This is a genomic window from Methylosinus sp. is20ea (assembly GCF_059718135.1).
Window position 1 is genome coordinate 3,035,707 of the sequence record NZ_AP046088.1, and the last position, 19,994, is coordinate 3,055,700.

19 protein-coding genes are annotated in these 19,994 nt (G+C 63.9%); 7 read left to right on the forward strand and 12 right to left on the reverse strand.

Annotation, left to right across the window (positions count from 1 at the left end):
- Nucleotides 1-12: 12 nt before the first annotated feature.
- The 6 genes from AC6IY7_RS14220 to AC6IY7_RS14245 all read right to left on the reverse strand — a co-directional run bounded on the left by AC6IY7_RS14220 (nucleotide 13) and on the right by AC6IY7_RS14245 (nucleotide 7,240).
- Nucleotides 13-1,170: a mitochondrial fission ELM1 family protein gene (locus tag AC6IY7_RS14220; RefSeq protein WP_497780008.1), complete on the reverse strand. Its 1,158-nt coding sequence runs from the start codon at nucleotides 1,168-1,170 to the stop codon at nucleotides 13-15.
- A gap of 68 nt (nucleotides 1,171-1,238) precedes the next feature.
- Nucleotides 1,239-1,715 carry a transcription elongation factor GreA gene (greA, locus tag AC6IY7_RS14225; protein WP_497780009.1) on the reverse strand — a complete coding sequence of 159 codons (477 nt, stop codon included), beginning with the start codon at nucleotides 1,713-1,715 and terminating at the stop codon, nucleotides 1,239-1,241.
- A 153-nt stretch (nucleotides 1,716-1,868) separates the two neighbouring features.
- Nucleotides 1,869-5,363, reverse strand: coding sequence for a carbamoyl-phosphate synthase large subunit (carB, locus tag AC6IY7_RS14230; RefSeq protein WP_497780010.1), 3,495 nt, complete (start codon nucleotides 5,361-5,363; stop codon nucleotides 1,869-1,871).
- A gap of 255 nt (nucleotides 5,364-5,618) precedes the next feature.
- Nucleotides 5,619-6,053 (reverse strand): hypothetical protein, encoded by a 435-nt coding sequence (locus AC6IY7_RS14235; protein WP_497780011.1) that lies wholly within the window; start codon nucleotides 6,051-6,053, stop codon nucleotides 5,619-5,621.
- Between the two features lie 147 nt (nucleotides 6,054-6,200).
- Nucleotides 6,201-6,440 carry a hypothetical protein gene (locus AC6IY7_RS14240; RefSeq protein ID WP_497780013.1) on the reverse strand — a complete coding sequence of 80 codons (240 nt, stop codon included), beginning with the start codon at nucleotides 6,438-6,440 and terminating at the stop codon, nucleotides 6,201-6,203.
- 101 nt (nucleotides 6,441-6,541) lie between these two features.
- The gene (locus tag AC6IY7_RS14245) at nucleotides 6,542-7,240 is read right to left on the reverse strand and encodes a spermidine synthase (RefSeq protein ID WP_497780015.1); all 699 of its coding nucleotides are present in this window, start codon (nucleotides 7,238-7,240) and stop codon (nucleotides 6,542-6,544) included.
- Between the two features lie 225 nt (nucleotides 7,241-7,465).
- Here AC6IY7_RS14245 and AC6IY7_RS14250 point away from each other — a divergent pair, with 225 nt between their 5' ends.
- The gene (locus AC6IY7_RS14250) at nucleotides 7,466-7,723 is read left to right on the forward strand and encodes a type II toxin-antitoxin system Phd/YefM family antitoxin (protein ID WP_497780017.1); all 258 of its coding nucleotides are present in this window, start codon (nucleotides 7,466-7,468) and stop codon (nucleotides 7,721-7,723) included.
- Nucleotides 7,723-8,133: a type II toxin-antitoxin system VapC family toxin gene (locus AC6IY7_RS14255; protein ID WP_497780018.1), complete on the forward strand. Its 411-nt coding sequence runs from the start codon at nucleotides 7,723-7,725 to the stop codon at nucleotides 8,131-8,133. The genes AC6IY7_RS14250 and AC6IY7_RS14255 overlap by 1 nt, the downstream gene beginning before the upstream one ends.
- Nucleotides 8,134-8,277: 144 nt before the next feature.
- On the opposite strand, the gene AC6IY7_RS14260 is transcribed toward AC6IY7_RS14255, so the two are convergent.
- Nucleotides 8,278-9,969, reverse strand: coding sequence for an AIPR family protein (locus AC6IY7_RS14260; RefSeq protein ID WP_497780020.1), 1,692 nt, complete (start codon nucleotides 9,967-9,969; stop codon nucleotides 8,278-8,280).
- Nucleotides 9,970-10,816: 847 nt separating this feature from the next.
- Here AC6IY7_RS14260 and aspS point away from each other — a divergent pair.
- The gene (gene aspS / locus AC6IY7_RS14265) at nucleotides 10,817-12,595 is read left to right on the forward strand and encodes an aspartate--tRNA ligase (RefSeq protein ID WP_497782851.1); all 1,779 of its coding nucleotides are present in this window, start codon (nucleotides 10,817-10,819) and stop codon (nucleotides 12,593-12,595) included.
- Between the two features lie 229 nt (nucleotides 12,596-12,824).
- On the opposite strand, the gene AC6IY7_RS14270 is transcribed toward aspS, so the two are convergent.
- The 3 genes from AC6IY7_RS14270 to AC6IY7_RS14280 are packed head-to-tail and all read right to left on the reverse strand — an operon-like array spanning nucleotide 12,825 to nucleotide 15,144.
- Nucleotides 12,825-13,301 carry a GNAT family N-acetyltransferase gene (locus AC6IY7_RS14270; protein ID WP_497780022.1) on the reverse strand — a complete coding sequence of 159 codons (477 nt, stop codon included), beginning with the start codon at nucleotides 13,299-13,301 and terminating at the stop codon, nucleotides 12,825-12,827.
- The gene (locus AC6IY7_RS14275) at nucleotides 13,298-13,993 is read right to left on the reverse strand and encodes an aminotransferase class IV family protein (protein ID WP_497780024.1); all 696 of its coding nucleotides are present in this window, start codon (nucleotides 13,991-13,993) and stop codon (nucleotides 13,298-13,300) included. Before AC6IY7_RS14275 ends, AC6IY7_RS14270 begins: the two co-directional genes overlap by 4 nt.
- Nucleotides 13,945-15,144 (reverse strand): aminodeoxychorismate synthase component I, encoded by a 1,200-nt coding sequence (locus tag AC6IY7_RS14280; protein WP_497780025.1) that lies wholly within the window; start codon nucleotides 15,142-15,144, stop codon nucleotides 13,945-13,947. The genes AC6IY7_RS14275 and AC6IY7_RS14280 overlap by 49 nt, the downstream gene beginning before the upstream one ends.
- Before the next feature lie 406 nt (nucleotides 15,145-15,550).
- Between AC6IY7_RS14280 and AC6IY7_RS14285 the strand changes: the two genes are divergently transcribed.
- The gene (locus AC6IY7_RS14285; RefSeq protein ID WP_497780027.1) at nucleotides 15,551-15,991 is read left to right on the forward strand and encodes a helix-turn-helix domain-containing protein; all 441 of its coding nucleotides are present in this window, start codon (nucleotides 15,551-15,553) and stop codon (nucleotides 15,989-15,991) included.
- A gap of 45 nt (nucleotides 15,992-16,036) precedes the next feature.
- On the opposite strand, the gene AC6IY7_RS14290 is transcribed toward AC6IY7_RS14285, so the two are convergent.
- A complete protein-coding gene (locus tag AC6IY7_RS14290) occupies nucleotides 16,037-16,471 on the reverse strand; it encodes a MarR family winged helix-turn-helix transcriptional regulator (RefSeq protein WP_497780029.1) in 435 nt (144 codons plus the stop codon).
- An 81-nt stretch (nucleotides 16,472-16,552) separates the two neighbouring features.
- Here AC6IY7_RS14290 and AC6IY7_RS14295 point away from each other — a divergent pair, with 81 nt between their 5' ends.
- The 3 genes from AC6IY7_RS14295 (at nucleotide 16,553) to ypfJ (ending at nucleotide 19,223) form a co-directional block, all read left to right on the forward strand.
- Nucleotides 16,553-17,314, forward strand: a complete 762-nt coding sequence (locus AC6IY7_RS14295) for an SDR family NAD(P)-dependent oxidoreductase (protein WP_497780030.1) — start codon at nucleotides 16,553-16,555, stop codon at nucleotides 17,312-17,314.
- A gap of 122 nt (nucleotides 17,315-17,436) precedes the next feature.
- On the forward strand, nucleotides 17,437-18,309 hold the full coding sequence (locus AC6IY7_RS14300; protein WP_497782852.1) for a TIGR00282 family metallophosphoesterase: 873 nt from the start codon (nucleotides 17,437-17,439) through the stop codon (nucleotides 18,307-18,309).
- Nucleotides 18,306-19,223 carry a KPN_02809 family neutral zinc metallopeptidase gene (gene ypfJ / locus AC6IY7_RS14305; RefSeq protein ID WP_497780031.1) on the forward strand — a complete coding sequence of 306 codons (918 nt, stop codon included), beginning with the start codon at nucleotides 18,306-18,308 and terminating at the stop codon, nucleotides 19,221-19,223. The genes AC6IY7_RS14300 and ypfJ overlap by 4 nt, the downstream gene beginning before the upstream one ends.
- Nucleotides 19,224-19,395: 172 nt before the next feature.
- Here the strand turns inward: ypfJ and AC6IY7_RS14310 are convergent, their stop codons facing one another.
- A complete protein-coding gene (locus AC6IY7_RS14310) occupies nucleotides 19,396-19,965 on the reverse strand; it encodes a transposase (RefSeq protein WP_497780033.1) in 570 nt (189 codons plus the stop codon).
- Nucleotides 19,966-19,994: the final 29 nt, after the last annotated feature.

Below are 19,994 nucleotides of genomic sequence, written 5' to 3' on the forward strand. Positions count from 1 at the left end.
GCAATCTATCCATTATGCGTTGCGCCGCAACCGCCGCTCTTGCGCTGCAAGAGCCTTGCCGTGAAAGGCGGCGTAGCGCCGCGCGATCTCGGCGGCGATGGAGGGCGTCTCGTTCAGCGGCTCGTAGCGCCAATGTTCGGGCCGGCCGCTCCAGCGCCGCACGGCGCCATGCGCCTCGAGCCCATCGAGAAAGGCGGCGATCTTGGCGGCGCCGCCGTCGGGTGCGAAGACATGGACCGGCGCGCCCGTGCTCGCCGCCTCGGCGACCATATTGACGCTGTCGGCCGTCACCAGCAGCGCCTGCGAGCCGGCGAGAATGGAGAGATAGGGATTCTCTCCCTCCCCCTCCCACAAAAAGCTTCGCGTCTCCTTCTCCCGCTCGCGGGAGAAGGTGGCCCTCGCGTCAGCGAGGGTCGGATGAGGGCCCGCCAGCGCCCCGCGCAGCCCCTCGACGAGCCGCGCCGGCGTCCGCCGCGACACGGTGGCGGCGACGCTCCACCCTTCGTCCCGCAATGTCCGCACGGCCGCCGTGAGACTGGCGATATCCCCTTCCGAATACCGAAACCGCCGGCTGTCGCCGCCGATCAGCACCCCGACCCGCGGCTCCGGCAGCGCCGCGACCCGCGGATCGAGCGCCCCGCGAGTCTCGGCGAGGCGCTGCGGCGTCAGCCGATTCGCCGGCGCGAGCGGGGCGATGACATTGGCGCCGCGCAGCCCGTCATGGCGCGGCGCGACGATGACATCCGCCGTCCCGAGCCCGCTCGCCGGGCGGTTTACATAGACGGTGAAGACCGCGCCGCCGGAGGCGCGCTTCACATGGCGCAGATAGGGGATCGTCCGCCTGCCGCAGGCGATGACGAGATCGGGATAGGGCGGGGCGAGAAGGGCCGCCTCGCGCGGGTCGATCGGGCCGAAAGGCGCGAGCGCGGCGATGAGATCGCGGGGGGCGAGACGGATGAGGCGCGGGGAGAGGCCGAGGGCTTCGGCTATGCCGAGGCTCTGGATTTCATGGCCGGCGCGGGCGTCGGAGAGAATCCAGGCGGTTCGGGCTCTTCCTTCTCCCGCTCGCGGGAGAAGGTGGCCCCGCGAAGCGGGGTCGGATGAGGGTCCGAGCCGCTCGTCGCAATATCGGGCAAATCGAAGATTCGGCTCTGCCGGAGGCGCCCTCATCCGACCCTCGCTGACGCGAGGGCCACCTTCTCCCACAAGTGGGAGAAGGGGAGGGCGCTGTTTGCCGCTCAGACGAAGGCGACCTTCAAAATCTCATAGCTCTTGCCGCCGCCGGGCGTCTTCACCTCGACCGTGTCGCCGGCCTTCTTGCCGATCAGCGCGCGGGCGATGGGCGAGGCGATGGAGACGCGGCCGTTCTTCACATCGGCCTCGGGCTCGCCGACGATCTGATAGGCCTTCTCCTCTTCGGTGTCCTCGTCGACGACTGTGACCGTCGCCCCGAATTTCACCGTGCTGCCAGTGAGCTTGGAGACGTCGATGACCTCGGCGCGCGACAGCTTGTCCTCGAGATCGGCGATGCGGCCCTCGTTCAGCGATTGCGCTTCCTTGGCCGCGTGATATTCGGCGTTCTCGGAGAGATCGCCATGGGCGCGCGCCTCCGCGATCGCCTGGATGATGCGCGGACGCTCGGTCTGCTGGCGCTGGCGCAACTCCTGGTCGAGAGCGGCGTAGCCGGCGGCGGTCATGGGCACCTTGTCCACCATATCTCTTGCTCTTTCGCTCCTGGATGCGTCCTGACCCGGGTCAAAAAATTCCCGCCGCTCGCCGGACCAGCGAAAACTGCGGCGGACGGACGGATTTCCTCGACATGAACGAGCCGCGGATGCGGCGGCCTTCACTGATTCGCGTGCGCGAGCTTACGCGTCCGACGCGAAATAGTCCTGAAGGGCGCGGACTTCGAGATCTCCCGATATATAGGCCCTGATGCTCTGGGCCGCTGCGATCGCGCCGGCCAGAGTCGTATAATAGGGGACTTTATGCAATAGCGCAGCTTGGCGCAAGGAACGAGAATCCGCCAGCGCCTGGGCGCCTTCCGTCGTGTTGAACACGAGCTGAACGGAGCCGTTCTTGATCGCATCCACGATATGCGGGCGCCCTTCCGAGACTTTGTTGAGCTTTTGCGCCGGGACGCCCTGCTCCTGGAGGTAGCGGGCCGTGCCCCCGGTCGCGACGACGGTGAAGCCGAGGCTCGCGAGCTGCTGGACCGCGGCCAGGACGCGCGGCTTGTCGGCGTCGCGCACCGAGACGAAGAGGGTTCCCTGCCGCGGCACCTTGGTCCCGGCGCCGAGCTGGCTCTTGGCGAAGGCGGCCTCGAAGCTGCGGTCGAGGCCGATGACCTCGCCGGTCGAGCGCATCTCCGGCCCGAGCACAGTGTCGACGCCGGGGAAGCGCGCGAAGGGGAACACCGATTCCTTCACGCCCACATGATTGCGCGCGCGCGAGGGCAGGGTGAAGGTCGAGAGCTTCTCGCCGGCCATGATGCGCGCCGCGATCTTGGCGATGGGCGCGCCGATCACCTTGGCGACGAAGGGCACGGTGCGCGAGGCGCGCGGATTGACCTCGAGCACGAAAATATCGCCGTCCTTCAGCGCATATTGCACATTCATCAGCCCGATGACGTCCAGCGCCTTGGCGAGTTGGACCGTCTGCCGCTCGAGCTCGGCCACCGTCTCGGCCGAGAGCGAGCGCGGCGGCAGCGAGCAGGCCGAATCGCCGGAATGAATGCCGGCCTCCTCTATATGCTCCATCACCCCGGCGATCGCCGCGGTCTCGCCATCGGCGAGGCAATCGACGTCGATCTCGATGGCGTCGGTCAGATAGCGGTCGAAGAGCAGCGGATTCTTGCCGAGCACTGTGTTGATCTGCCCGGTCTTGTCATTGGGATAGCGCGCCTTCACATCGGAGGGCACGAGGCTCGGCAGCGTGCCGAGCAGATAATCGTCGAGCGCATTCTGGTCACGGATGATCGCCATCGCCCGCCCGCCCAGCACATAGGAGGGCCGCACGACCAGCGGCAGGCCGAGCTCGCCGGCGACGAGCCGCGATTGCTCCACCGAATAGGCGATGCCGTTCTTGGGCTGCTTCAATCCGAGCTTGTCGAGCAGCCGCTTGAAGCGGTCGCGATCCTCGGCGAGGTCGATCGAATCGACCGGCGTGCCGAGAATGGGCAGGCCCGCCGAGCTCAGCGCATGGGCGAGCTTCAAGGGCGTCTGCCCGCCATATTGGACGATGACGCCATGCAATGTCCCATTGCTGCGCTCGACGTCCAAAATCTCCTCCACATCCTCGGCCGTCAGCGGCTCGAAATAGAGACGATCGGAGGTGTCGTAATCCGTCGACACAGTCTCTGGATTGCAATTGATCATGATGGTTTCATAGCCCGCGTCGGCGAGCGCGAAGCAGGCGTGGCAGCAGCAATAGTCGAATTCTATGCCCTGGCCGATGCGGTTCGGGCCGCCGCCGAGAATGACCACCTTGCGCCGATCCGAGGGCCGCGCCTCATTGGCCGGCGCGCCGAGGAAGGGCGTCTCATAGGTCGAATACATGTAAGCGGTGGGCGAGGCGAATTCCGCCGCGCAAGTGTCGATGCGCTTATAGACCGGCCGCACGTCGAGCGCCCGCCGGGCTGCGCGCACTTCCTTCTCGCCGGCGCCGGTGAGCGTCGCGAGGCGCGCATCGGAGAAGCCGGCGAATTTCAGCGCGCGGAAATTATCGGCGTCCTTCGGCAGGCCGAAGGCGCGCACTCTGGCCTCGAGCGCGACAATCTCCTCTATACGCGCGATGAACCAGGGGTCGATCTTGCAGGCCTCGTGAATCTCCTGTGGATCCATGCCGAGCCGCAGCGCCTGGCCGACGACCAGCAGGCGATCCGGCGTCGGTGTGCCGAGCGCGGCGCGCAGCACATTCATATCGTCGCCGCGGCCCATTCCGTCGATCTCGATCTCGTCGAGGCCGGAGAGGCCGGTCTCCAGCGAGCGCAGCGCCTTTTGCAGCGATTCGGCGAAATTGCGCCCGATCGCCATGACCTCGCCGACGGATTTCATCGCCGTCGTCAGAATGGGCTCGGCGCCGGGGAATTTCTCGAAGGCGAAGCGCGGAATCTTGGTGACGACATAATCGATCGTCGGCTCGAAGGAGGCCGGCGTCGCCCCTCCGGTGATGTCATTGGCGATCTCGTCCAGCGTGTAGCCGACGGCGAGCTTTGCGGCGACCTTGGCGATGGGGAATCCGGTCGCCTTCGAGGCCAATGCCGAGGAGCGCGACACGCGCGGATTCATCTCGATGACGATCATGCGCCCGGTCGCCGGATCGACGGCGAATTGCACATTGGAGCCGCCGGTCTCGACGCCGATCTCGCGCAGCACGGCGAGCGAGGCGTCGCGCATGATCTGATATTCTTTGTCGGTCAGCGTCAGCGCCGGGGCGACGGTGATCGAATCGCCCGTATGCACGCCCATCGGATCGATATTCTCGATCGAGCAGACGATGATGCAATTGTCCGCTTTGTCGCGGACGACCTCCATCTCATATTCCTTCCAGCCGATGACGCTCTCCTCGATGAGCACCTCGGTGGTCGGCGAGGCGTCGAGGCCGCGCTCGATGATGTCGATGAATTCGGCCTTGTTATAGGCGATGCCGCCGCCCGTGCCGGCGAGGGTGAAGGAGGGCCGGATGATCGCCGGCAGGCCGATGTCCTCCAGCGCCTCCAGCGCCTCGGTGAGGCCCTTGGAAATATAACGGCGCTTGCGCTCGGGCTCGCCCGTCTCCCAGCGGCGGCGGATGTCGGCGACCGCGTTCTGCTTCTCCTCGGGCGGCAAAGCGGAGGCCTCGATCTCGGCGATCTCGGCGTTGCGCTTGGCCTTGTCGGCGGTCTTCAGATCGGTGGCGTTGGCGAGGCGCGAGCGCGGCGTCTCCAGGCCGATCCTGGTCATGGCCTCGCGGAACAATTCGCGATCCTCGGCCTTGTCGATGGCCTGCGCATTGGCGCCGATCATCTCGATCTCGAATTTGTCGAGCACGCCCATGCGCTTCAGCGACAGCGCGCAATTCAAGGCCGTCTGGCCGCCCATGGTGGGCAGGAGGGCGAAGCCGCCGGGGACGGCGTAGCGCTCCTTCTCGATGATCTTGGCGACGATCTCGGGCGTGATCGGCTCGACATAGGTCCGATCCGCCATATCGGGATCGGTCATGATGGTCGCGGGATTGGAGTTGACGAGGACGATGCGATAGCCCTCGGCGCGCAGGGCCTTGCAGGCCTGTGTGCCGGAATAGTCGAATTCGCAGGCCTGGCCGATGACGATGGGGCCGGCGCCGATGATCAGAATGGTCGATATGTCTGTTCGCTTCGGCATGTCGGTCCGTCTGTCATCCTTTCGTCGCGGGACGCTCCCCAGAATGGGGGAGAGCGCGCGTCTCGTCGCTTGCTGTCGTCCTGTGTCGCGAGGGCCGCGCACAAAAAAAGGCCGCGCCGCAGCCTTTTTAGGTTCAGCGCGCCCTCCGTGAGACGAGATCGAGCGGGGTCGAGAGGCCCGGCCCGGCGGTCGGGCGTGTGTTAGACGAGAATCCGCGGCAGGGGAAGAGGCAGGGAAGGAGGACCGGGAGGAGAGTCAGCGCGGATTGGCGGGTCCGCCCACCTGAATGCGAGCCGTGACGTGCTGAAGGACGGTACGATTCTCGAGGTGATAGGCGACATTGAGGACGAAGCTGTCATAGCCCACGAAATTATGCTCCGGCGTGTAGGTCACGATCGTCGCATAGCCGGGTTGACCCTGGCAGTGGCGCACCGGCGCCTGCCCCTCGCCGATGGTCAGCGTCCCATGCTCGGGATGCTGTGGCGACACGACGGTCGCCGGCCGCGCGAGCCGGAAGTTGGGCACGCCCTGACAGTTCACCCGAAAGGAGTGGAAATAAAAGACGGTCGGCGTATTGGGTTGCGTCAAGCGCGCGACCAGAGCGTCTCGGGCGGCGACCGGAGCCGCTCCGAGCGCGAGGGAGGTGAGGAGCGTGAGCGCGCAGCACCTCGCAATCGACTGACTGTCCATGGCTTTCTCGAAATCGATAAACGAGAATTTATTACATCAATTTTATATATTAGTCCAATACCGCACATAGGTCGGATCGGCGGGCAGGGGGCGGTCGGCGCTCTCCAGGGCAATCGGCGAACGGCCGAGGACGGGCGCTCGTGAAAATCAGCGCGCTTTTCGGCTGTCGCGGACGTAGACCACATTCCGGCAGGAGCCGCAGCCGATGCGCGTGTCGGTCGATCCGCTCTCTCGCGGCAGAATCTCGAAGCCCGGCGAGCAGAAGATGACGCGGCGACCGACTTCCCCCGTCTCATAGGGATGGTCCTCCTCCGCAATGACCGCGGTTCCGACCGATCCGCAGTCGGAACAGGAAAAATCGGCCGTCCATTGCTCGCGGATGTCCATAGCTGCACTATGCAGCGGGACTTGAGTTCTGGCAATCGAGACGCTTCGGCGCGAGCCTTCCGCGGAAGCCGGATGGCGGACGACCTGGATAGGCTGCGGCGCTAGCGGTCGGTTCGGGGCGACGAATCGACGCGCGCGGCGAGCCAGATCACATGCCGCGCGCCGCCGTCTCGGCCTCTGGCGCGCGTCTTCACCTCCTCCACACGGAAGCCGGTCTTGCGCAGGCGCGCGGCAAAATCGCGATCCGGCGCGCAGGACCACACGGCCAGCACGCCGCCCGGGCGCAGCGCGGCGCGCGCCGCCCGCAATCCATCCTGGCCATAGAGCCCGCCATTGGAGTCGCGGGTGAGCGCCTCGGGGCCATTGTCGACGTCGAGAAGAATGGCGTCGAAGCTGCCGCGGCCGGCGCGGATCACTTGGCCGACATCCTCCATTTCTATGCGGACGCGCGGATCGGTCAGGCTGTCGCCGAACAGCTCCGCCATCGGCCCTTGCGCCCAGGCCACGACGGCCGGCACGAGCTCGGCGACGATGATCTGCGCCTTGGCCCCGAGAACGCCCAGCGCGGCGCGCAGAGTAAAGCCCATGCCGAGCCCGCCGATGAGGATGCGCGGCTGCGGCCGCGCCGCAATTTTCGCGCAGGAGAGCGTGGCGAGCGCCTCTTCCGAGCCGCTGATGCGGCTGTTCATCAGCTCGACAGCGCCGAGCCGGATGGAAAATTCCGCGCCCCGTCGCCGGAGCCGCAGCTCGCCCTCGCCGCCGGGCACGGGGGCCGTGTCGATGAGGGTCCAGGGGATCATGGGGGGGCTCTTTGGTGGGTGGGGCGGGCGCACAGCGCGGAACGGTGATAGCCCGAGGCGAGATTCGGCGTCCAGCGCCCGCGTGACTAGGAAAAATTTCCTTATCCTGAGAAGCCGGCGTCTCGAAGCACGAGGAAACCGTCTGCGCGGCCTTCGGCGTCGCTCGTCGCTTGCGCTGACGCGACAAAACGACTAGTTATCTGACTAGTCTGTGGAGGTCGTGTCATGAAGAGCTGGGCTGTCCAGGACGCCAAGGCGCGTTTCAGCGAGCTGCTGGACGCGTGCCTCCACGAGGGTCCGCAGATGGTCACGCGGCGCGGCGCGGAGGCGGCTGTTCTGGTCCCGATCGTCGAGTGGCGCAGGCTTCGCCAGTCCGCGCCGCCGACATTGAAGGCTCTGCTCCTGTCCGACGCAGCGCGCGGCGATCTGGACCTGCCGGAGCGCGGCGGGCGTCGTCGTCGGCCGCCCCGCGGCTTCGATTAATGTATCTCTTGGACACGAATGTCGTCTCGGAATTGCGGCGCGCCCGGCCGCATGGCGGCGTCCTCGCCTGGCTCGAGAGCGTCGCCGATCATGAGCTTTATTTGTCGGCCGTGACGATCGGCGAGATTCAGGCGGGGATAGAGATCACGCGCGCACGCGACGCCGAACGCGCGGCTGCGATCGAAGCCTGGCTGGAGCAGGTCGCGGCGACCTACAATGTTCTCGCCATGGATGCGCCCGCCTTTCGCCAATGGGCGCGTCTCATGCATCGCAAGCCGGATCGGCTGATCGAGGACGCGATGATCGCCGCGACGGCGATCGTCCACGGGCTGACCGTCGTCACGCGCAATATGCGGGATTTCGAGGCGCTGGGCGCGCCGACGCTGAACCCGTTCGAATGGAAGGCGTGATGGTTCCACCCCGCCAGCCCGAGAGACTCAGCGTATAATCGAGTGCCCGGAGTTCGCGTAAAGGAGGCGAGTTTCGGCATCGCAGGCCGGCCGATGTCCTCGCACAGGACTGCGGCCGTAGGCGAGGAGGTGACGAGAGCCCCATCAGAATTCGGTGGATCGTCTTTCAAATAACTCAAACATATCTGTTTGCTTCCCATTCAGCTCCATAACTATCTTTTCTTTTGTCCTGTAGCTGCGGAACATTTGATAATGCGCAACAGCTTTATGCTGATTACATGCTCTCGCGACTAGATTTAATGCATCTAGAACAAGCTTTCGCGCGTCCTCTTGTTCTGGTATGCTGCTTACGCGTGATTGAGTTAAAATAAGGTTTGCTGCGAACAGTACAAACCAATGACCATAAATTAGATACTGACCGTCGCCGCTTCCCTCGATGTTATTTCTATTTTTATCTATAAATTCGTCCCGCATTATTTCTATAATTCGATATAGGTCGAACAGCTTTATAAGCTCGGCGGCATTCAAATTCTCGTGAAATATTGTATGAAAACGAGTGCCAAAAATTGAATCGGAATCGCCCCTTGCTCGATCTGGCTCTTTGAGAAAAAATGCCATAATTATTTGACCAAGCTTTAATGCATCAATTCGACGAGCAGGGTCCTTGTCTGCATACATGTTGCGCTTGCGTTCAAAAAAGTACCCCTTCTCACTAAAAGCAATCTCAATTTTCTTTAAAATTGGGAGATTTGCGCGTAAATCTCTACTCTGTATGCGTGCTTGACTATTAGTAGCTACAGCCACGCGCTGGGCGATATCTTCGCGGTTTGTTGCGTAAACGCGAACAACTATAACAACATTTTCTAAAGAAGATGGATGAAGTCTGCTGGCCTCCATTAGAGAGTGAGACGTTTGGGCTCCATTAACGATTTGAAAGTCATCCATGACGATTTGCGGATTGACGTGGCCTTTATTAAAAGAGTAGTTTCTGCACGTAATTGTGATTCCATTGTTTAAATACCAAAATAAATGACTATCTGTTGATGTTGCTGTTCCGATAATTTCTGGGTTAAACCCTCCGTTCGACCCAAGAAAAATTCTAAGATTCTCATCGAAAAGATATCTTTTTACAGACTCTCCGTCGGGTGTTTTAATTAGTTTTACGAAAGATTCGGCTTCAATAGATGCGATTACGCCTCTTACATCTCCGTCTGTTCTTTCAAAAATTTCCTTGCCAATGACTTGCAGTGTTCCAGATTCCTTGTGTCTGCCGTGTGACGACAGGTCTCGAATTAAATCATTGTGCCCATACATTTCGTATGTAACTTGGCGATGCTTATTGCAAATTGTGGCAAGTATACGCTTCGCCGTAACTGAAAGCCCTCTGTCATTTGAGCAAAAGACGATACGGTATCTGCAGATTATACCTATTTCATGGAGTTCCCAAATTTTCTTTACTAATTCTCTCAGTCTAAAGTTTCCGCATGATTCAAGATCATCTGATTTATCAAATAGATGATCGATAAAATGTGCTATCCTTAATGCCTCAGGCTCATTTATCGTTTTGTCAGTCGTCGCTAGAGAGTCGCGATATTTAGATTGGAAGATATATATTTCCGCATTTCCTTCATTTTCAATGATATTTACCGCATCAATGCCTCGATCGTCGGGGCCATCGGTTATAATCGCGATTAGGTCGTCGTTCATTGTTGGAAAGTATTGATCTAGCACGAGCCAAAGGAGGCCTTTCGAGCGATCGAGAAGCCGATGTTCCTCTTGCGCCGCACGAACACGCGCATCGATAATATCCCAATCAAGCTGCGATAGCTTAGACATCTTTATCGCCTGTCTCAAACCCTATTAACAATGAAGCCTTTCAGACGTCGAAGGTCAAGGAGCCTGCGCTTGTCGCAGCCGCGCAGACCCCTCCCCCCTTGACGGATGCGGACTAAATTCCCATTCTCTTCCCTGCCTCCGCCGGTGGGGCGTCGTCTGAAGGGTCGGGCGGCGTCGGCGGGGGCGCGGTTCGCAGGGGCGGGGGCAGACCCTCTCTCGCCGAAGCGACGCCACGCCGCCGGCACGGCTTCTCCTTCGTGCGGAGGCATGCGGGAACGCATGCGAAAGTCGGCCGAATATCCGAGGCTCGCGCGGGGATAGATTACCCGAAAGGGGAAAACAACCCTGAGCCCGCAGGCGGCGAACAGAACAGGCGGCCGTGGTCCGGGATGCTTCCGGCTTCGATGCGCGTCTCCTTTTACGCCACGGCCGAAACGGAGCCGCGGCGTCCCGGACCTCCCATCCTTCCGCGCCGAATTTCGGCGGCGGGCGCAAAGACGCGCGCGCCTCCTCCTCGCCCCCGCGACGTCATGGCCGGGCTTGTCCCGGCCATCCACGCCAACACGCCGAGGCGTCTCGAGAAGTTTGGCGCGACCCCGAAGCTCCGGCAAAGCCCCACATGGGATGAAATTCGTCGATGGCGGGCGCTTTCCTTCGGTTTCTCAGATGCTTGGCGTGGATGGCCGGGACAAGCCCGGCCATGACGGCCGCAGTGTCTCGCTATGTGTGAATCCGATAGCCCCTGAGGGGGAGGGTGGAAGGCGCCGTTGAAGCTTGACACCGCCCCTTCCCCCTGCGCTTCTCCGCGGCTAGAAACATCCCTCCTATGAACACAAAGACACTCGAGATGCATCGCTATCGTTCGCATAATTGTGGAGAGCTGCGCGAGACAAAGGCCGGCGAGACCGTCCGCCTCTCCGGCTGGTGCCACCGCATTCGTGACCATGGCGGCGTGCTGTTCGTCGATCTGCGCGACCATTACGGCTTGACCCAATGCGTCGTCGATCCCGACTCGCCGGCCTTCAAAGACGCGGAGAAGCTGCGCTCCGAATGGGTCGCGCGTCTCGACGGCGAGGTGCGCAAGCGCCCCGCCGGCACCGAGAACCCGGATATGCCGACCGGCCTGATCGAGGTCTATGTGACCGAGATCGAGGTGCTGGGCCCGGCGGCCGAGCTGCCGCTGCCGGTCTTCGGCGACATTCCCTATCCGGAAGAGACGCGGCTGCGCTATCGCTTCATCGATCTGCGCCGCGAGAAGCTGCACGCCAACATCATGCTGCGCGGCAAGGTCATCGATTCGCTGCGCCAGCACATGAAAAGCCGCGGCTTCTTCGAGTTCCAGACGCCGATCCTCACCGCCTCCTCGCCGGAGGGCGCGCGCGACTTCCTCGTGCCCTCGCGCATGCATCCGGGCAAATTCTATGCGCTGCCGCAGGCGCCGCAGCAGTTCAAGCAGCTCTTGATGGTGGCTGGCTTCGATCGCTATTTCCAGATCGCGCCCTGCTTCCGCGACGAGGACGCCCGCGCCGATCGCAGCCCCGGCGAGTTCTACCAGCTCGATATAGAAATGAGCTTCGTGACGCAGGAGGATGTGTTCGAGGCCGTCGAGCCGGTGCTGCGCGGCGTGTTCGAGGAGTTCGGCGGCGGCAAGCCGGTGACGCAGAGCTTCCCCAAGATCGCCTTCCGCGACGCCATGCTGAAATATGGCTCCGACAAGCCCGATCTGCGCAATCCGCTCATCATCGCCGATGTGAGCGCGGAATTCGCGCGTGACGATGTGAGCTTCAAGGCCTTCAAGGGCAAGGTGGTGCGCGCCATTCCGGCGCCGGGGGCGGCGTCGCAGCCGCGCAGCTTCTTCGACAAGCTCAATGATTGGGCGCGTTCGGAAGGCGCGCCGGGACTGGGCTACATCATCTTCGACGACGAGAATGGTGCGCTGATTGGCAAAGGCCCGATCGCGAAATTCATTCCCGCAGAGGCGCTGGCCGCGCTCGCCGCCAAGGGCGGCGTGAAGGCCGGCGACGCGCTGTTTTTCTCGGCCGGCGAGGAGCTGAAGGCGGCCAAGCTCGCCGGCGCCGCGCGTCTGCGTGTCGGCGCGGAGCTCGGGCTGTCGAAGACGGATGTCTTCGAGTTCTGCTGGATCGTCGACTTCCCGATGTACGAGTATAATGAGGACGACAAGAAGATCGACTTCTCGCACAATCCCTTCTCCATGCCGCAGGGCGGTCTGGAGGCGTTGGAGAGCAAGGACCCGCTCGATCTTCTCGCCTATCAATATGACATCGTCTGCAACGGCATAGAATTGTCCTCGGGCGCGATCAGAAACCATCGCCCGGACATTATGAAGAAGGCTTTCGAGATCGCCGGCTATGGCGAGGATGTGCTGCTCGAGAAATTCGGCGGCATGTATCGCGCCTTCCAATATGGCGCGCCGCCGCATGGCGGCATTGCGCCGGGCGTCGATCGCATCGTGATGCTGCTCGCGGGCGAGGAGAATTTGCGCGAGGTCGTGCTGTTCCCGATGAATCAGCGCGCCGAAGACCTGCTGATGGGCGCGCCCGCCGAGGCGACGCCCAAGCAGCTGCGCGAATTGCACATCCGCCTGAACCTCCCCGAGAAGGGCTGAATCGAGCAACCGCGCCCCTTCTCCCGTTCTGGGAGAAGGGGCGCGGCGAAGCCGGGTCGGATGAGGGCCGCCGCGATTTGCGGCTCTCTCAAATTTTATCCCCATGCGCCGGAATGCGACAACAATCCGCGCATGATTTTTGAAACCCACCCAATCCCGAAGGACCCTCATCCGACCCGGCTTCGCCGCGCTCTCCTTCTCCCACGAGTGGGAGAAGGAGAGCGCGGCGTCATTTTTCCGCGAGTGTTTCCAGCGCGACGCCGGTCATGCGGCAGATTTTCCATTCATGCATCAGCGTCGCGCCCTGCGCTTCGTAAAAGGCGATGGAGGGCGCGTTCCAATCCAGCACCGACCATTCGAAACGGCCGAGCCCTTCTGTGACGCAGCGGCGCGCGAGATGCGCGAGCAGCGCCTTGCCTATTCCGGCGCCGCGAAACTGCGGCCGCACGAAAATATCCTCGAGCCAGACGCCGTGCCGGCCGCGAAAGGACGAGAAAGTATAGAACCACAGAGCGAAGCCCGCCGGCGCGCCGTCCCATTCGGCGATATTGCAGAAGACGCGTGGATTTGGCGCGAACAGCGCCTCGGCGAGCATCTCCTCCGACGCCTCGACCTCATGCGAGAGCTGCTCATAATCGGCCAGCTCGCGCACGAAAGCGGCGACCAGCGCGCTATCGTCGCGCGCGGCGGGGCGGATGTGGATCACGCCTCCTTGTCCTCGGCGATCTCGTCCTCGACGATCAGCGCCGCGCGCACCAATCCACGCACGGAATTGCCGAAATAGAATTCCGCGTCGCCGGAAAAATCCGCGAGCCGCAGCACGCTCTCGCGCGCCTCGCCGCTGGCGAGAAGATGCGCGCGCAAAGTCCCCGGCAACAGCCCGCAAGAGAGCGGCGGCGTCAGCAGCACGCCACCCTGCGCAAGGAAGACATTGGTGCGCGCGCCCTCGCAGACTTCGTCGCGCTCATTGCGGAACAGAACCTCATCGGCGCGGCAGCGCATCGCCGCTTCGGCCAACTCGCGCTCATAGAGCTCGCGCCGCGTCGTCTTGTGGCGCAGCATCGGATCGTCCGATTCGAAGTGCGCCTCGGCGATGGCGACGCGCCAGATCGTGCCCGGCTCGATCGCGTCGATCGGCAGCGAGCTGGCCTCGAAACGGCCGTCGCGGCCGAGCGCATAACGCACGCGCAGACGATCGTCGAGCGGATCGGCGACCTCCTCGCGCAGCGCCGCGAGAAACGCCTCGTCGCTATGGAGAAAGCCGAGCGCGCGCGCCGAGGCGGAAAGCCGCGCGACATGCTCGTCGAGATAGAGAAAACCGCCGTCCTGCGTCCACAGCAGCGTTTCGATCAGGCCGAAGTCTTCGCTCCGGTCAGGAATTTCGCCTTGATCAGACATTCCTCATATTCCTCGCGCGCCCGCGAATCGGCGACCACCGCAGAGCCGACGTTGCAGACGAGCTCCCCATCCGGGAAAAGGGTGAGCGTGCGGATCGCCACATTGAACCGGATCGCCCCGTCGGGCGCGATGAGGCCGAGCGAGCCGCAATAGACGCCGCGAGCGGCGCATTCGAGATCGCGGATGATCTCCATGGCGCGGATCTTCGGCGCGCCAGTCACAGAGCCGCAGGGGAACAGCCCGCCGAAGAGATCGGCGAGCGTCACGCCGTCGCGCAGCTTCGCCTCTATGCCCGAGGTCATCTGATGCAGCGTCGGATAGGTCTCGACGGTGAAGAGATCGGTCACGCGCACCGAGCCGATCTCGGAGAGGCGCGAGAGATCATTGCGCAGAAGATCGACGATCATCAGATTTTCGGCGCGCGACTTCTCGTCCTGCGTCAGCAGCGCCGCGCGCGCCATATCCTCGGTCGGCATGAAGCCGCGCCGCGCCGTGCCCTTCATCGGCCGGGCGCGGATCGCGCCGTCGCAGACGTCGAAGAAGACCTCGGGCGAGAGCGAGACGATTCGCTCCTCGCCCAGCGCGACGACGCCGCCATAGGCGACCGGCTGGCGCTTGCGCAGCGCGCGATAGAGCGCCGTCGCCTCGCCTTCGTAGCGGCCGCGCATCGGGAAGGTCAGATTGATCTGATAGACGTCGCCCGCAAAGATGAATTCGCGGCATTTCTCGAAGCGCTCGCTATATTCGGCGAGGCTCCAGGCCGGCGTCAGCGCGATCTCGATCGGCGCCGTCTCGGTCGCCAGCGAAGCGGCGTTGCGCCATTCATATTGGCGCGGGGTGCGGAAGGCGCCGAAGAGCAGCAGCGGCGTGCGCGCGCGGGGCAGGGGGCCGCTCGCGAATTTCGCCTCCAGCGCATAGCCGAGCTCATAGCCGGCGTAGCCCGCGAGATAGAGCCCGCGACGAGACGCGGCCTCCATGCGGGCGAAAGCATCGGGGATCTCCTCGGCCGTGTCGGCGCGGATGATCTCCTCGGGCTCGTCGAAGAGCAGAGCGGCGCCGTTTCGTCCGTCCTCGAAGACGACGAAAGGACCTTCGGGCGCCTTATTGGGATCGAAAGGCTCGCGCCCGCGAAGCTCGGCGATATGGAACATGGGGGCGCTCCGGTTCGGAAGGCGTATCTTATATCAGCCGGGCCTGGGGATGAAGTGCGAACGGCGCGTTTCGCCCTCCAATGGAGACGCCCCTTTCGACGCCTGTTCTCGGTCGCCCCTTTCCCAGGGCTCCGCATCTAGGTCAACAATCCCTACACAGCCGCGTCATGCCCGCGCTTGTCGCGGGCATCCACGCCAGGACATTGCGACACGCGGGGAGAAGAGGCGGCATTGTTCCGCTCATGTTATCGGCTTTCCGTGTCGTCGCGGCGTGGACGGCCGCGACGAGCGCGGCCATGACGCTGGAACGCGTCTCCTGGTCAACTTGAATTCGGAGCCCTGTCTCCGTTCCTCGGCCCTTGGCGAATAGGCAATAGTTGCCTATGAATCAGAAGCGGGAGGCTCGATGCCGACAATTCGCCGCTTCGCCAATAATATCCGCGCGATCCGCGCGGGAGACGGCCGCACGGTGCTCGTGACGTGGAAGGGCGGCGCCGAGAGCCCGGTGGATGTCGGCGGACACATCGCGCATTATGCGATCTTCACTCCGCTGCGAGAAGACGATGCCGCATTTCAGTCGGTCTCCGTCGGGGAATGGGGATGGTGCGCCCATTGGACCGACGAGATGGAAATCGCGTCCGACACGCTTTGGCGGCTGGCGCTGGAACAGGGCGGCGTCTGGCTTCGCGCTTGGCGCGAGGCGCATGGGATGACGCAAGCCGAAGCGGCGGCGGCCTTGGGCGTCAGCCCGCGCATGTGGCGCTATTACGAGGCGGGGGAACATCTGCTGCCCAAGACCGTCCGTCTCGCCTGCGCCGGATTCGACGCCAAGGCCGCCGCGGCGTGAGGTCGCGCGCTGGTTCGGAAAGCGATCTCATCTCAGCCGCGACCTTCATGGCGAAGCGTCGGGGCCTTTCGATGGCGCGATCTTGTCGAGCAGGCGGATCAACTGCTCGATCTCTGCTGCGCTCAGCTCGGCGAAGGCGCTCGCCAAGGCTTCGCTCAGCAAAGGCGCGGCGCGTTCGAGCAGCTCTCGTCCCGCATCGGTGAGGTGATGGCGGATCGAGCGGCCGGGTCCGCCGATTCGCTCGACCAGGCCGCGTTTCGCCAATTTGCCCACGAGCTCGCCGACGGATTGATCGGTCATCATGCTCGCTTTCGCGAGCGCATGGGTCGATTGGGCCGGATTGGCGCGAATTCGCTCGAGGACGACCCAGAGCGCCATCGTCAGGCCCACATTCGTCAGACTTCGATCGAAGGCGGCGCTCTTGGCGATCTGCGCGCGTTTCAGACCGAGCGCCGCCAGCCGCAAGCGGTCATCGATCATATAAGGCTCCTTGCATGAATGCGCGGATCAATATATAAGGCTCCTTGTATAAGGGGTCTCGCAGAAGCTATCGGAGCGCTCATGCCCATCGTCAATTTCGTCGATCGAAGGGGCGATTTCCCCCGTGTCGTTCTTATAACCGGAGCCACCGCCGGCATGGGGCTCGAAATCGCCCGCCAGCTTGCCGCCGAGGGGCTGCGGGTCGTCATTGGCGCGCGCGATGTCGAGCGCGGCCTTCGCGTCGCGGAGGAGCTTCGCGCCGGCGGAGCGGATGCGCTCTCGATTCGGCTGGACGTCACCGATCCCGTCGGCGTTGCGCAAGCCGCCGCTCGGATCGAGGGCGAGATCGGCCGGCTCGATGTGCTGATCAATAATGCGGGGATCGCCAGGGACCAGCACAAGCGGCCAACCGAAACGACATTGCAGGACTTGCGCGAGACCTATGAGACGAATGTCTTCGGCGTGGCCACGGTGACCAATGCGTTTCTCTCATTGCTCACGAAGTCGGACGACGGCCGCATCATCAATCAATCCGCTGGGCTCGGCTCGCACAGTCTGACGGCGCGCATGGAGCCGCCATTGGTGAAGCTGAATTGGCTCGCCTACAACAGCTCCAAAGCGGCGTTGAATTCGATCACGCTGGAATACGCCAAATTATTGAGGGAAACCTCGGTCCGAATATACGCGACATCGCCTGGACAGGTGGCGACCGCGCTCAATGGCAATCGTCCGGGCGGCATGACGCCCGCCGAGGGCGCCGGCGTCGCCGTGCGCCTCGCGACGATCGACCCGGCGCCGCCCAGTGGCGGCTTTTGGGGGCCGGCCGGACAAATGGCCTGGTGAGGCGGCCCAGCTCGAAAATTGCCCCCCGGCCCGTTGCGCTATATGGAACCTGGGAGCCTTCCTCCCCGTCCCATGAGCGCAAGATGACCCATTCCCCCGACCATCCGCCGAGAGAGCGCGGGATGCGGCTGCTCTTCATCGGCGATGTGGTGGGCAGGGCCGGGCGTAAGGCGATCCAGGAGCGGCTGCCGGAGCTGCGCCGTCGCTGGGCGTTGGATTTCATTGTCGTCAATGGCGAGAACGCGGCCGGCGGCTTCGGCATAACCGAGGGGATCTGCGACGAGATCCTCGCCGCCGGCGCCGATTGCGTGACCACCGGCAATCATGTCTTCGATCAGCGCGAGGCGCTGGTCTTCATCGAGCGCCAGCCGCGGCTGCTGCGCCCGGTGAATTATCCGCCCGGCACGCCCGGCCGCGGCGCCAATCTCTACACGGCCGAGAACGGCCGGCAGGTGCTGGTGGTGAATGTGCAGGGCCGCGTCTTCATGGATGCGCTGGACGATCCTTTCGCCGCCATAGAGCGGGAAGTGGGCGCCTGTCCGCTGGGCATGGCTTGCGACGCGCTCATCGTCGACATACATGCCGAGACGTCCAGCGAGAAAATGGCCATGGGCCATTTCGTCGACGGGCGCGCCTCGCTGGTGGTGGGCACCCATACCCATGTGCCGACGGCGGATGGGCAGATCCTGCCGCATGGCACGGCCTATATGACCGACGCCGGCATGACCGGAGACTATGATTCGGTCATTGGCATGGAGAAGGAGGAGCCGCTGCGCCGCTTCACCCGCAAAACGCCGGGCGCCCGCTTCGAGCCCGCCCAGGGCGAGGCGACGCTCTGCGGCGTCGCGGTCGAGCTCGGCGCCGACGGCCTCGCTCGGCGCATCGCCCCCGTGCGGATCGGCGGCCGGCTGGCGCAGGCCAAGCCGGACTTCTGGCAGGTGGAGGACGAGACCCGCGCGGCGCTCGTCGAAGCGATCGGAGCGCCAAGGCGATGAGATGGGATCAGCTCGGCCAGTCCGACAATATAGAGGATCGTCGCGGTCAGGACTCCGCCGACGCCGGCGCCGGGCCGAGCTTTGGCGGCGGCGGCGGGCTTGGGCTCGGCACGATCGTCATTCTCGGCGTCATCGCCTATGCGCTCGGCATTAATCCGGCGCTGCTCATCGGCGGCGCGGAAGTGTTCAGCAATATGCGCGGCGGCGGGCAGGTGGCGCAGCAGCGCCTCGACCGGCCGACGCGTCAGGCGCCGACCGGCGCGCCGGCGGATCGCCAGGGGCAGTTCATCTCGGCCGTGCTCGCCGGCAATGAGCGCGTGTGGTCGAAAATTCTGCCCGAGCAGAAGGGAATTCGCTTCGACCCGGCGCGGCTCGTGCTGTTCAACGGCGTCACCGGCTCGGCCTGCGGGCGCGCGCAATCGGCGATGGGGCCCTTCTATTGCCCGATCGACCGGAAAATCTATCTCGACACATCCTTTTTCCGGGACATGGACCGCCGCTTCGGCGGCGGCGGCGATTTCGCCTATGCCTATGTGATTTCCCATGAGATGGGCCATCACATAGAGAATCTGCTCGGCATTCTGCCCAAGGTCCAGCGCGCCCAGCAGATGGCGTCGAGCCGCTCGGAGTCCAATAATCTCTCGGTGCGCGTCGAGCTGATGGCCGATTGCCTCGCCGGCGTGTGGGCGGCGCATGCCGATCAGAATTGGAAGATTTTGGAGAAGGGCGACATCGAAAAGGCGATCAACACCGCGCAGGCGATCGGCGACGATCGTCTCCAGCGCGCGGCCCAGGGCTATGCCGTGCCGGACAGCTTCACCCATGGCTCCTCGGCGCAGCGCGTCGAATGGTTCCAGAAGGGGCTCACGACGGGCAAGATCGACGCCTGCAACACATTTACCGCGCAGCGCTAGAGTCTTTCCGTGTTTCAATGAGACACGGAAAGACTCTAGCCTGGCGCGTTTCCGACGCCGAACCGGCGTCCACTTCGGCTGGAAACGCACTAGCGTCTCGCGTCAGAGAGTTCGACGTGTCTCGAGAAGCGAGCCTTCAGGCTCGCACGGAACCGATCACCTGGAAGGCGGGTCAGATCGCCCGGCGCGCTTTCGTCGTCAGCTCCATCGCGCGCAGCTTTTTGGCGAGCGTCGCCAGATCGCCGGCCGCGCCGAAATCCTCGCGGCGCGCGACGAGGCCGACCGCCTCGGCGAGCCGCGGCGCGATGCGTGTGAGCAGCGAATTCGGCGCGGCGCGCAGCACCAAGGCGCGGTCGCGCTCGCCATAGGCGAGGGCGTCGCGCAATTCGTCGACGAAGCCGCGCTCCGGCGCATGGCCGGCGCGCAGAACCAGCACGTCCGGGTAGCGCATCGCCGGCAGCGCGCGGGCGAGGCCCGAGCGCGCGTCGACGGCCTCGATCAGCCCGCAGCCCGCCTCCTCGGCGATGACGCCGAGGCCGGAATCCGGCGGCCCGACCAGAACGGCGTCGGCGACGAGCCCGGCGACGCAGGCGTCGATGAGCGAGGCCAGCGTGCGCACGATCGCCTCGCGCTCGGCCGATTCCCGGGCGCGCCCAGGCGTCGCCGGGGGCGTGTCGAAAGCGAGGATGATGGCCGAAAGCATGAGCGTCGCCAGTGGATGCGCCTGTCGTGAGGCGCTCATATTCCACATTCCAGCCCCGCACGGCAAAT